General features: G+C 32.0%; 7 protein-coding genes. 3 read left to right on the top strand and 4 right to left on the bottom strand.

The window, feature by feature from the left end; all coding sequences use genetic code 11:
- Positions 1 to 95 precede the first annotated feature (95 nt).
- The 4 genes from EAG11_RS07240 to EAG11_RS07225 all read right to left on the bottom strand — a co-directional run bounded on the left by EAG11_RS07240 (position 96) and on the right by EAG11_RS07225 (position 8,061).
- The gene (locus tag EAG11_RS07240) at positions 96 to 1,373 is read right to left on the bottom strand and encodes a RagB/SusD family nutrient uptake outer membrane protein (RefSeq protein WP_129538591.1); all 1,278 of its coding nucleotides are present in this window, start codon (positions 1,371 to 1,373) and stop codon (positions 96 to 98) included.
- 15 nt (positions 1,374 to 1,388) lie between these two features.
- Positions 1,389 to 4,454, bottom strand: coding sequence for a SusC/RagA family TonB-linked outer membrane protein (locus tag EAG11_RS07235; protein WP_129538590.1), 3,066 nt, complete (start codon positions 4,452 to 4,454; stop codon positions 1,389 to 1,391).
- Positions 4,455 to 4,750: 296 nt separating this feature from the next.
- Complete coding sequence (locus EAG11_RS07230) at positions 4,751 to 6,169, bottom strand: AcvB/VirJ family lysyl-phosphatidylglycerol hydrolase (protein ID WP_129538589.1); 1,419 nt, start codon at positions 6,167 to 6,169, stop codon at positions 4,751 to 4,753.
- A 155-nt stretch (positions 6,170 to 6,324) separates the two neighbouring features.
- Positions 6,325 to 8,061, bottom strand: coding sequence for a tetratricopeptide repeat protein (locus tag EAG11_RS07225; protein ID WP_129538588.1), 1,737 nt, complete (start codon positions 8,059 to 8,061; stop codon positions 6,325 to 6,327).
- Positions 8,062 to 8,288: 227 nt separating this feature from the next.
- Here EAG11_RS07225 and EAG11_RS07220 point away from each other — a divergent pair, with 227 nt between their 5' ends.
- From EAG11_RS07220 to EAG11_RS07210, 3 genes are read left to right on the top strand one after another with little or no spacing between them, the layout of a single operon-like run.
- Positions 8,289 to 11,453: a gliding motility-associated C-terminal domain-containing protein gene (locus EAG11_RS07220; protein ID WP_129538587.1), complete on the top strand. Its 3,165-nt coding sequence runs from the start codon at positions 8,289 to 8,291 to the stop codon at positions 11,451 to 11,453.
- Positions 11,454 to 11,474: 21 nt separating this feature from the next.
- The gene (locus EAG11_RS07215) at positions 11,475 to 12,413 is read left to right on the top strand and encodes a type IX secretion system membrane protein PorP/SprF (RefSeq protein ID WP_129538586.1); all 939 of its coding nucleotides are present in this window, start codon (positions 11,475 to 11,477) and stop codon (positions 12,411 to 12,413) included.
- A gap of 60 nt (positions 12,414 to 12,473) precedes the next feature.
- Positions 12,474 to 12,644, top strand: a complete 171-nt coding sequence (locus EAG11_RS07210; RefSeq protein WP_230728931.1) for a hypothetical protein — start codon at positions 12,474 to 12,476, stop codon at positions 12,642 to 12,644.
- The last annotated feature ends 197 nt before the right edge of the window (positions 12,645 to 12,841 follow it).

Genomic DNA, 12,841 nt, shown 5'->3' with positions numbered 1-12,841 from the left:
CGAAAGATTTAAAAGTGGAAATTGGTGTTGTCAATAGTATAAAAAAAAGTAATAAAAAATGAGGTATCAATTGATACCTCATTTTTTAGCTGTTCTTATATGGCAGGATTAGGAGGAGTATTTGTGTTGTTGTTTCTTTCAGAATCGGGATACGGATACCAATTACGGTTTCTTTCGGCTCCAGCAGTTCCTGCAGCAGGACGTTCAAATCTTCTACTGTCTTCCAATTTTAAACCAGACATATACATTTCGATACAACGATTTCTGTAAATTTCGGTTAGAACAGCGGCCTTGGTTGCAGCTCCAGAATATGGAGCAAGATTTGCACCAATTCCGTAAGCATCAGCAGCAGCTGTTTTGGTTAAGACTTTGTTCAATTCAATAATAGCTTGTGGTAAATTTTCTTTTCGGGCATATGCTTCTGCTACAATTAACATCATTTCACCAGGTAGATAAACAGGTATTGATTTAGTATTAGAATCGAAAAAACCAGTTGCTGTTGTAGGATTTGATCCTGGTTTGATATAAAAATTTAGTCTTCCATCAGAATTTGAAGGAGCTAAAGCTGCTGGTAATCCTAGGGTTAAATCAACAGGCTGAAATACATTATTAGTCGTTATCGAAATATAAGCTATTGGATTAGCGCTAATTTGATCAAAGACAAATACTGATTTAGAAGTAAGATCGACCAAATTAGCATATTTGATGGCATTATCATTGTCTCCAGCCATTAAATAAGTTCTTGCTAAAAGTGCGTAAACGGTATTTTTATAATTAATACCACTTACCAATTCTGTAAAACCAGTTGCTTTATCAAGATAAGGTTCTGTTGTTTTTAAGATTTTAATAGCCTCATCTAATACCTCGGTTCTGGAATTAAAGGTTGCATTTTTTCCGGTTGTTAAGGGTACACTTTGAAAGTATTGCACAAGAGTTGTAAGTGCCATTGCCTTATAAATGGAGGCATGAACTAAAACGCTTGTTCTTTCCGTTTCTGAAGTCAAAATATCGACATGATCAATTACTTTTTGTGATTCAGATTTAATTATTAGACATTGTGACCATAGATTATTTACAACCAAATTTCTAGTAGAAACTACTTCGCCTCCAACCGAAAGTTCGCCTTCGTCAACATTTCCTGCATTTAGTAATCGTAGTTCTTTTGTTGTAAATCCACTACCTGTAATTGTATTGTAAACAGGACTTGTTCGATCAACAGTCCAAAGTAACTGTAATCCGTTTGCAGCACCAATAACACCACCTCTGGTTTTAAAAACTAATTCTTGTGATGGTTTGGTTGGATCTAAATAATCTTCATTACAACTTGTTAAAAGTAATGGGAAGGCTACTATAAGAATGAATATTTTTTTCATGATTTCTTTATTTGATTAAAATTGAAATTTCACAGCCAATGAATAAGAACTAGGAATTGGCACTGTTCCAAAATTGTATTTCGCAACTGATGATTGCCCTCCAGAATTTGTTTCTGGATCGAAACTGGTAAAATTATCCCATGAAATTAGGTTTCTTCCACTTGCGGTGATGGTTAAGTCATCAAAAAACTTATTTATTTTTCCAAAAGAATAGTTTAAAGAAATTTCTCTTAGTTTCAGATAGCTTCCATCAACAATTCTAAATTCTTCTATATTATAAACGGACCAAATATAGCCACGTGGTAATTCTCCGTTAAGTTCCTGAGCAACGATTGTTCCTGATCCAACACCTTGTCTGGTTCTGTAATCGGCATCAAAAACATCTACCCCCTGAACGCCATCAAATAATACTGACAATCCAAATTTTTTGTAATTCAAATTAGCTCCAAACGAAATGATGTAATCTGGATTTGGATTTCCAATTTGTTTATTCAAAATAGCTCCTTTTGGTTGCCCTGTAGTTTGATCTCTTTCTGCAACTCCTGTGCTTGCATTTCCTTTTTCAGTTTGAGGATATCCATCTGGAGTTAGTAATAAACTGCCATCAGGATTTCTTGCAAAATAAGTTCCGTAGAAAATCCCAACTGGTTTGTCCATTTCAACAAAAACGGGTGCTCCTGCTAAATTACTATCTAGTTTGAAACGTGTTTGCGGTAATCCCGTTACTTTATTTCTGTTGCTGCTGTAGTTTACAAATGCGTCAAGATGTAAGTTTTCTTTTTTGATAATATCATATTTAAGATTCACTTCAAAACCTCTATTATTCATTTGTCCAATGTTTTTAATGGTATTTGTAGCTCCTTCAGAAGCGGCTAACTGAACAGGTAATAATAAGTCATCAATGTCGGCATTGTAGTAGCTAAATGATAGATTTAAACGATCTTTTATAAAACCAAAATCACCTCCAATTTCATAAGTCACACTTTGTTCTGGTTTCAAATCTAAATTTCCTTGTTTGAATCCTTCAATAGTAAAAGTACTGTTACCTATAAGCGTTCCAGTAGAATAATTGGTAAAACGTGCATAAGGCTTGATAGCGGTTAAACTTCCTGATTTTCCCCATGAACCTCTAATTCTAACCGAACTTACTATATCATGAATACTTTCCATGAATTTTTCGTCTGAGAGGACATAACTAAAACTTGCCTTTGGATAAAACTGTGATCTATTATCGCTTGAAAAAATAGTTGAAGCATCTTGTCTTCCAGCTATTGTTACATATAATTTGTCTTTGTAACCAAAGGTTTCCTGAAGATAATATCCCCATAAATTATATTTTGACTGGCTAGAGCTTGGAGAGCCAGGTATTAAGGTATTAAAAGCATTTATGGTTTCTATAAATGGTTTTAAATTACGCCCTTCTACAGCAACAAAATTATCGCGATAGGTCTGGATATTATACCCTCCATAAGTAGTTGCTTTCCAATTTTCGTTGATGTTCCAAACATATTTTAAATTCAAATCGTTATTAAATTGCACCACTCTATTTGTTGCTTCAGAAACATAACCATCATTGTAATAGGCCGGATTAACGATATAAGGATATCTCGGAATATATACGTTTCCTCTTTGGTTATAATTGTCAATACCAAAAATTAAATCGGCATTGAAATTTTTAAAAGGCACATAGTTTAATTGTAAGTCTGAAATAATACGGTCTGTATTTTGTTTGATTTTAAAAGTTTCTATAATCGAAAGTGGATTAATTCTGTTGGGATCAACAGCTAATAAGTTGCCGTTAGCATCTCTTTGACTGATGTCATATATATTATTGGTAATATTTATTGAATTAATTGGACTCCAGAAAACGTTTCCATCTGGCTTTTCATTCGAGCTTGAATTAACATAATTTAATCCTACCGTAGCAGATAGTTTTGAATTGAAATCATGTTTCAATCTTACTTTTGCACCTGTTCTTTTAAAATCGGTATTTTTTATGATTCCTTCGTTTACCAAATGGCCAAGAGAAGCAAAATATTTTGTTTTTTCATCTCCACCTTGCATCGAAAAGTAAGTATCAGTTCCAATTCCAGTAGTGAAAATATCATCTTGATAATCATATCGCTGTACGCCAAAAGTTCTTGTTTCAAGATTTCTTCCTAATACACTTACAGTTGTTGGACTTGCTGGATTTCCTTGAATTGGAAATAAAGCAGGAGAAGTACTTACGAATTGCTTGTCGGACATATTCAGGTCTAATTTTTTTCGAATCTGGTTTGAAGTTACACTGGTTGAAAACGTATATCTAGTTTCGCCAGCAACACCTTTTTTAGTTGTTATTAAAACAACTCCATTGGCTGCCCTTGATCCATAGATTGCAGCGGCAGCTCCTCCATTTAACACTTCAATACTTTGTATGTCGTTTGGGTTTATGTCTGAAGATCTATTTTGACCAATTTGCATATTAGAGTTTCCTGTTGTTACATTTAAGTTTGTAACATTGGTGGTAGCATTATTCAAAACTACTCCGTCAATAACATACAACGGATCTGATGAACCTAATATCGATGAAGTTCCTCTAAGTTTAATGCTGAATCCTCCTGCAGGATCTCCTGAATTCTGAGAAACCTGTGCGCCTGCAATCTTACCCTGCAATGCTGTTGAAAGCCCACCTGGTTGCGCTTTTACTAAGTCTTCTCCTTTTAGACTCGTAACTGCGTTTCCAAGCTCTTTACGTGTTGCACGGACAGTAGATCCTAATACAACAACTTCTGATAGCGCATTGAGTTCTTCTGTCATTTTTAGATTTACGACACTTGTACCAGCTAAAACTTTAACCTTTTTAGTTGAAAATCCCACAAAGCTAAAGAGTAGCGTTTCATTTTCATTTACTAGAATGCTAAATTTTCCATCAAAATCGGTTACGGTACTCTTAGCTGTTCCTTCAATTAAAACAGATACGCCAGGAAGTGATAAACCGTCAGATTGACTAGTTACTGTACCAGTTACAGTTTTTGATTGTGCAAAAAGGGTTTGCGCAAACAAAATAATTCCAAATAAAGTAAATAATTGTTTTCTCATTTTAAAATATTTGATTGGTTATAAAAAAGGAAATGTACGAATTTTATGTAAATAGAAGTGCGTTACAGTTATGTGTATGAACTTAATTTTGAATTAATTAATGCATAAACGCACATTTTATTTAATGGAGAAGCTAAAAAAAGAATAATTTTAAAGTTATGAGAGTTTTACCTGAGAAATTGTTGATTCGTTCAGACGTTACCATTATGACGAGTCAATATTTCTAAAGTATTTATAATTGAATCAAACACTTTTACGAAGTATAATTTGACATGACAGTTTTAATAATGAAGAATCTAAGGCATCATTTCTTTTGTTACAGTTATAAATGCATCTGTATAATGGTGTCCGCCTTCGAGATATATGATTTTAGCGTTTTCTTTTGAAATTTCTTTAATTGGCAGATCATCTTCATCTTTTCCAAAAAAGCAAATTGGATGAATATCATTAATTTTATTAATTTCATTGGGTACAGAAAATCCTGATGTGCTGTTTATATCCAAAAGTTCGGATACATGAACCTCAAAATCTGTTTCTTTAGACGGAGATAATAAACCTATTCCTGTGATGTTTTTTTTGAATTTTTCAGGAATTCGGTTATATAGAAAGGGAACAATGTCTGCGCCGAATGAATAACCAACTAATACTATTTTTTCTTTTTTCCATTCTTCACTATAGGTCTCAATTAGTCTTAATACATCTGTGGTAGTTTCTTCAGGGCTTTTTTTCTGCCAAAAATATTTTAAAGCATCTAGACCAATTACAGGAGCTCCTTTTAAAGCGAATGCACTTGCCATTTGTTGATCAAAATCTGTCCATCCACCATCGCCAGAAATAAATACAACCATATACGGACTAATTTTATCTTTAGTTGGAGTAGTGATATGTAGTGGTAGATTCAATTTTTTGGCTGTATCATCAGGCATATAAGCTTCTTTTTCTACAGTAATATTATTATAGACTTGAATGAGTTGTGGAAGCCAATTTTTTTCTTGACCATAACCATGTCCCACTTTTGGAAGCGAAACAACTTGCGCATTAGTTACATTTTTAAGGAAAGATACCGTTTTTAGATAATTACAGACTTGGTCATTTTGACCTTGTAGGGATATAAAAGGTGTTTTAAGATTCTCTACTGGTCCTAAATCATAGCCTTTACCATTTTGAAGTTTTGTTGAAGTAAATTTTCCAGAACCTGCGCACAAAGGTTTATCTATATTTATGTCTGGACAAAAACCTAATGCAATTCCGGCACGAAAGGTATTTTGTGGTGCTTGAGCAACAAGTCCATAAACTAAAGTTGCTCCAGAAGAATATCCCAAAAGAATAGGGATATTATATGTTTGAAATTTTAATTTTTTTTGTACAAATTGACTCATTCGCTCAAAGTCGGCGGCAGGGTAGAGACATGCCGATTTGTTTTTTTTCATACTCTTAAAAACCTGACGAATATCAACACCAATAAGTAATGTCTTTTCATTTTTTAGATGAAGCGCAATACCCTCGATTCCACTATTCCAACCTCCATCACCCGAAATGCAAATAATAACATTATTTACAGTTTTTGTAGGTTTATAAAGGGTAAGATAACCAAAACCATTATACGCTATTGTGTCTTTTTGTATTGCAAAAACGGCTTCTTGAAAACTTATTAATGCTAGTAAAGTAACTAATAATTGAACAGATTTAAACGCTTTTAATTTTTGTAGCATCATATGATTTGGTTTAAGGTTGAAATCATAATAAAGTGAGCGATAACTACATAAAGATACTATTTTAAGTAATATAAATTAATTTAATTGAAGCTTGTTACTAATTATATAAAACTATTGACAAGCAATTTTCATAAAATCATTTAGTACAGTACTTATTATGGCATATCTATAATTTCAAATAATTGATGTTGTTTTTCTCCCAATTTTTTCTTGAGGCGCTGTTTTGACTTTTTAACTGCATCTGTAGTAATACCTAATAAGGAAGCTATTTCTGAGTTGCTAAATCTTAATTTTTGAAGTATGATAATTTTGAGATTTGAATCCTTTAATTCAGGGTAATCAGTAATTAAAGTTTCATAAAATGGACCGTACTCTTTTTTAAATTCTCTCTTAAAATTATTCCAGTTTTCATCTGTCATCAAATGAGAATCCAATAATTCTTGTAGTTTTCCTTTCTCTTCTTCTAGATAATAAGATGGAGATTTTTTTATTTGTTCGAGTTCTAATTTTAATTTAGAAATCTGTATGTTTTTATTATGCAAGAATTCAATATTAGAGTCAAGATCTTGGTTTGCGGCTTTGAGTTTATTTTCAAAAGATATTTTTTCGATTTTATATCTTGTGATTTTTTTGTCATACTCTAAGCTACTATTTTTTAATCTTTTTTTAAATATAATTAAGATAGATACAGACAACAAAACTGCTAGAATAACAATTATTGCATAGATGTTTTTGGTCTTAATTTCTTGTCTATTTTGTTTTTGAGCTTCTTTGAGTTCATTTTTATACTTTGTTTTCTGAACGAACCAATTTGCTTTTCTCAAGGCATTTTCTCCATCAGTTTTAAGTAATGAATCATCTATTCTTTTAAGCTCGCGCCTTAATAGCAACTCTTTTTCGGGGTCTGAACCGTTTAATATATCAAGTTTTAATTCGATAATATCTTTTAAAGAATTGTTATAATAAGATTTAGATAAAGCAATTTTTTCTGCCTTTTGTAAAAAGATAGTTGCTTTAGAAGTATCTTGATTTTTTAAAAGAATTTTTGCCATTAAAATTAAGGCATACATATTATTTTTTTCGTCTTTATATTTTTTTGAGTAATCAATATCTTTTTCTAAAAGTTGCAAAGCAGTTTTATAATCTCCTCTTTTTTCATATATAAGAGCTTTATCTCCAAGTGCTTTTGCATATCGAATGTTGTCGCCAATTTGTAAAGAAACTGCAATTGTTTTATTGAAATAATGCATCGCAGTAGAAAGCTTGTCTGTCTTTAAATAATGGGTTCCAATTGCATTTAAAATACTAGCATATTCAGGTGTATTGGTTTTAGAATATTCTAATGATTTTTTCAAGAATTTCAAACTTAAATCATTATCATCAATGGTTGTCATTATCCAACCAAAAATTTTAAAAGTTTCTCCGGGGAGAATCATTTTTTCTGGTTTTATATTCTCCGCATTTTCAATAGTTTTTAACAAGGTTGGAATTAGTTTATCCATATTCCTGTAATGATAGAGATATTTTGAATAATTCATCTCCGTCCAAACAACGAGAGGGATATCATTTATATCTTTTGCTTTTTGAATAGAAAGCAAGAAGTACTTATCGCTTTTAGAATTTATTTTATCAAAATAGCTTGAATAGCCATTTGCTAATAAAGCATAATATAGGATATTATATTTTTTGCTTGAAGATTGTTGTAAGGGAGCCAAAAACTTTTTTAATCTAATAGAATCATTTTGAAAATCTATTTCCTGAAGAACGATTTCTTCAATGCTTCTGCCTGAATCATGAAAAGGAATTGATAATGTTTGAGAATATGATTTAGAAAAAAAAGCAAAAATTAAAACAATAAATAGAGTCTTAGTTTTTTTTATATTATTGGGCATGTGTACTGAATCATTAATCTGCTAAAATACAAAAAAGGGCTTCCATCGCTCATAAAATTTACTTCAAAACAACAATTTGCAATGTGTTGTTTATAAGTTGTTTAGTTGTTATTGGTTAATTTGTCCCCTATTTGTCCCCCCTTTATTTTATTAAAAGAATTCTTGGTAGAGTAGTTTTGTCCTTTCTTTTTATTAGAATCTTAAAAGAGCAAAACAAAAAAAATATTATGGCAAAAAAATACCTAAGTGAGTTGATTGTTAAAAAAAAATATATCATTGTGTTCGTCTTATTGATAGCACTTAATACTATTTCAGCGCAAAATGTATTTGACAACAATATTCTTCGTTTTGGTACAGGTAGTGAAAATTCTGTAAACAGTAACGGAAACTTGCAACAGCCTTTTTATTTTAATTCAACAACATCTTTATGGGCTCCATTAACTTTTAGCAATTATCCTTTTGATAATACATATTATATTGGTGGTGACGGTACGAATGAATGGAATGTAAATGGTAATTCTTTGATTAATGGAGCCATAACGGGACAGACAATGGATGATTCTAAGTTCGTATCTACTGGTGCATCAAAAGGCCATGGAACGATAGTCTCAAAAGGGAATATCAATATTTCGGGTTCATTATTAGAAGTTGAAAACACATTTACATTAGAAAAAGACGCAAGTTTTATTATAATTAAAGTGAAAATTAAAAATATTGGGACTTTGCCTGTAAATAATTTAAGATATTGGTCAGGTACAAAAGATGATTATATTGGAAGTAATGATAAACCCGAAAAGACCCGAGGGAATATAGTTGGTGATTTATTTACTCCTATAGTTACTCCAAGTGAAAGATCTAAAGCACTTAAACTTTTTTCTGGTGAAGAAGGGGTTTTTATTTTTTCAAATTCTAATCGCGCTAATACTTTTATTGATAGGTATGGTACTTGGTCTGATATAATTATGAAAGACCCAAGTACAAGTGTCATTTCGAGCGGTCCTACAGATGGTTCTTATGGTTTTTTTGTTAGATTAAATGATTTAAATGTAGGGGAGAGTGACGAATTTACATGGTACTATGCCGCTGGTAAAGTTGTAGAATTAGAAGAAATAATACAAGATATTGCTAATGCAAGTGGATCTGTAACCAATATAAAATATACATCGGCAATTTTTAACACGACTGTTCAAACAGATTTAACAGGTTATTATGTCGTCGTTCCAGCTGGATCTACTGCTCCTACTGAAATCCAAATACAAAATGGTGTAGACTATGGAGCAGTCAATGTTATAGCTAATGGCAATTCGAATCTTACAGCTAATGTGCCAGCCTCGTATCCTATTACTGGCCTTACGTTAAATACAGCATATGATTTATATTTTGTTACTAATGATGGTAATTCATCTTATTCAACAATATTTCATTCTCCTTTTAGTACACCTGATATATTGAAATTAGAAGTTGATTCAGAAAATAATGCTTTATGTTTTGGTGCTAATAACGGTGCTGCTTCGGTTACTACGATTGGAGGAACACCTCCTTATTCTTATTCCTGGTCTCCGTCAGGCGGAAGCAGTGCTAGTGCAATAAATCTTAGCCCAGATAATTATGTTGTTACAGTAACAGATCATAATAATGAGACTGCATTTAAAAACTTTACAATAACAGAACCTGATAAACTTATTGCAATAATAGATACTCAAATTAATACTGATTGTAGTACGCATAATAACGGAGAAGCAACTGTTACTGTAACTGGAGGTACTGGACTTTATACATACAGTTGGAACACAACACCAGAACAAACTACAGCTACAGCTACAGGATTATTACCTGGTGGTTATAAAGTAACAGTTACTGATGAAAAGAATTGTACCGCTACAGATGATGTTATCATTATTGTAGAAGATTTGATTGCGCCAACGGTAATAACACAAAACAGAACCATACAATTGGATGCAACAGGAAACGCAAGTATAACTGAAGCGCAAATTAATAATGGTTCTACAGACAATTGTGCTGTTACTCCAATTATGACATTGGATAAATTGGATTTTGATTGTACTAATATTGGGGTAAATATAGTAACATTAACTGTTACTGATATTCATGGAAACTCAGCTACAGGCACAGCAGTAGTTACTGTAGAAGATTTGATTGCGCCAACGGTAGTAACACAAAATATAACAGTCCAATTGAATACCACGGGGACTGCAGTAATAACTCCAACGCAGATTGATAATGGTTCTGATGATGTTTGTACTATCGATACTATGATACTCGATAAAACAACGTTTACTTGTAGTGATATTGGGCCAAATATCGTAATATTAACAGTTACAGATGTTAATAGTAACTCAGCGTCTGGAGTTGCTGTGGTGACAGTTGAGGATAAAATAAATCCAAATGTAATTACACAAGATATTACGATTTCTCTTAATGTAAATGGAACTGTTAGTATTACACCTAATCAGATTGATAACGGTTCTACAGATAATTGTACTATTGCCAATATGATTCTTGATCAAACTCTTTTTGATTGTAACAATATAGGATCCAATACTGTAACGTTATCCGTAATAGATCAATCTGGAAATAGAAATTCGGCTACAGCTAAAGTTACTATTCTGCCTGTACCTGAACCAACTTTTGAAAGTTTAGCACAAGAGTTTTGCTTAATAGATGATCCTACAATACGGGATATTGCCATAAATGATGCAGCTAATGTTAAATGGTTTGTTGATGCTATTTCTACTCAAGCATTGTCCCAAAATACAACTATTACCAATGGGATATATTACGCAGCAACAGTATATGGTAATTGTTATAGTAATCGCATTCCAGTTGAAATAAATATTAAAGATGCTCCGTCTCCAACGGGAGCAGAGATACAATATATGTGTATAGAAAAAGAAGTAATGATTACAGATCTTATAACAAATGAACAAGAAGTTGTATGGTATTCAACAGCCACTGGTGGTAGTCCATTAACATCAACTACCATTTTAGAAGATAACCATAAATACTATGCATCATATACAGGTTCTGAATGTGAAAGTACAAAAAGATTAGAAGTAACAGTTCATGTACGTTATTGTGATGTTTCAGTAAATAATGGAATTTCGGCTAATGGAGATGGTAAGAATGATTCGTTTTTTGTAGAAGGAGCAACGACTTTTCCTGATAATAAACTTGAAATTTTTAATAGGTGGGGAAGTCTAGTATTCGAAACTAGTCGTTATGGATATAATGATAATTTATTTAAAGGCTACGGTAATAAAGGATCAGGAAACAGCTTACTTCCTTATGGCACTTATTATTATGTATTTAGTTTTACTAATCATGATAATAAACGCATTACTAAAACTGGTTTCTTACATCTAAATCCTTAATATCCAAACTACAATAAACAAATGAAATTTAATTACATATTAGCTTTTGCATTTACTTTAATTCTATTTTCTGCAAGAGGCCAACAAGATGCACAGTTTTCAGATTATAAACTTAATATGTCAAGTTTTAATCCTGCTTTTGCAGGTTTCTTCGACGGAAGTGTATTATTGATTCACCGAACGCAATTCACGGGTTTTAAAGGGGCACCGGAAAGTAAAAATCTAAATGTCAATATTCCACTTACGATGAATATGGGAGCAGGTATCAATGTGTCGAGTGAAAAAATAGGTGTAACGGAAGAACTAGTTATAACAGGAGATTATTCATATACTATTTTTACAGACGAAATTAATATGCTTTCGTTTGGACTTAAAGCTGGTTTTAATATGCTTAATGTAGATTATACTTTGCTTGATTTACAGAATAATAATGATTTGAGTTTTGAGAATAATATTGTAAACAGAATATCTCCTAGAATAGGAGTGGGCTTTTTATTTAATACTCCAAAATGGTTTATAGGAATATCTACGCCCAATTTTATAAAGGAAAGTTACGACCCAACCGTTAAAGGAATATCAGTTACAAAACCTCAAATTTATTTTACGACAGGTTATCAAACAGCACTTACCGATGAATTATTATTTAAACCTTCAATTTTAGCAAAAGAAGTGCAAGGATCACCATTAGCAATAGATTTTGCACTAAATTTTGAATTCAAGGAAAAGTTTCGTTTTGGAACTTCATATCGTTGGAAATCAGCTATAACTGGGATCGTAGGAGTTAATGTACTTCCTGAATTTCAGGCAGGATATGCATACGATCACAATATCAACGGATTAGGAAAATATGCTCCATCATCACATCAATTTTATATAAAATATACATTTAAGCAGTCTAAAAACATGCGTCGTGATTGTGGTTGCAGTTTTACGGATCCAATTAATAATATCGGTTTTTAAGTTCTGTTGTAATTGTAGCTGTGCTTATTTAGATATTAAGGTTTACCTTTTGGTGTAAGTATGACAAATCCGTATTGGGGTTCAAGAACTGAACTGATGGAGGTAATTGGACTGGCATTACAAAAGAAAATTCATATTGAAATAGAAAAATATAGTTTAGACCAAGCTCTTGAAGTTTATGATAAATTAAGAAAGGGGCAAATAAAAGGAAGAGCTGTACTAGTTCCTTAATTACTTTAAGTTAGCCGGTATACATCAAAATTGAATTAATAAGCCCAATCTTAAAGGTGGGCTTTTTATTGACTTTAGGTGATACTTTATGTTTACTATTTTAATACCAATTCATAATAGTAAGTTATACCATAATTTTTTAATTAATTTATTATCACCCTACATCAATCTTTTTTTAGCTTTGTCAATAGAGTAAT

Source organism: Flavobacterium sp. 140616W15 (assembly GCF_003668995.1).
Taxonomy (GTDB): Bacteria; Bacteroidota; Bacteroidia; order Flavobacteriales; family Flavobacteriaceae; genus Flavobacterium.
The sequence above is the reverse complement of the archived record's forward strand: the minus strand, read 5'-3'. Positions and strand labels throughout refer to the sequence as shown.

What these genes read in the sequence shown, in the direction of transcription:
- EAG11_RS07230 (WP_129538589.1), bottom strand. Translation starts at nt 6,169, where the DNA reads ATGATGCTACAAAAATTAAAAGCGTTTAAATCTGTTCAATTATTAGTT.
- EAG11_RS07225 (WP_129538588.1), bottom strand. Translation starts at nt 8,061, where the DNA reads ATGCCCAATAATATAAAAAAAACTAAGACTCTATTTATTGTTTTAATT.
- EAG11_RS07220 (WP_129538587.1), top strand. Translation starts at nt 8,289, where the DNA reads ATGGCAAAAAAATACCTAAGTGAGTTGATTGTTAAAAAAAAATATATC.
- EAG11_RS07235 (WP_129538590.1), bottom strand. Translation starts at nt 4,454, where the DNA reads ATGAGAAAACAATTATTTACTTTATTTGGAATTATTTTGTTTGCGCAA.
- EAG11_RS07215 (WP_129538586.1), top strand. Translation starts at nt 11,475, where the DNA reads ATGAAATTTAATTACATATTAGCTTTTGCATTTACTTTAATTCTATTT.
- EAG11_RS07240 (WP_129538591.1), bottom strand. Translation starts at nt 1,373, where the DNA reads ATGAAAAAAATATTCATTCTTATAGTAGCCTTCCCATTACTTTTAACA.
- EAG11_RS07210 (WP_230728931.1), top strand. Translation starts at nt 12,474, where the DNA reads ATGACAAATCCGTATTGGGGTTCAAGAACTGAACTGATGGAGGTAATT.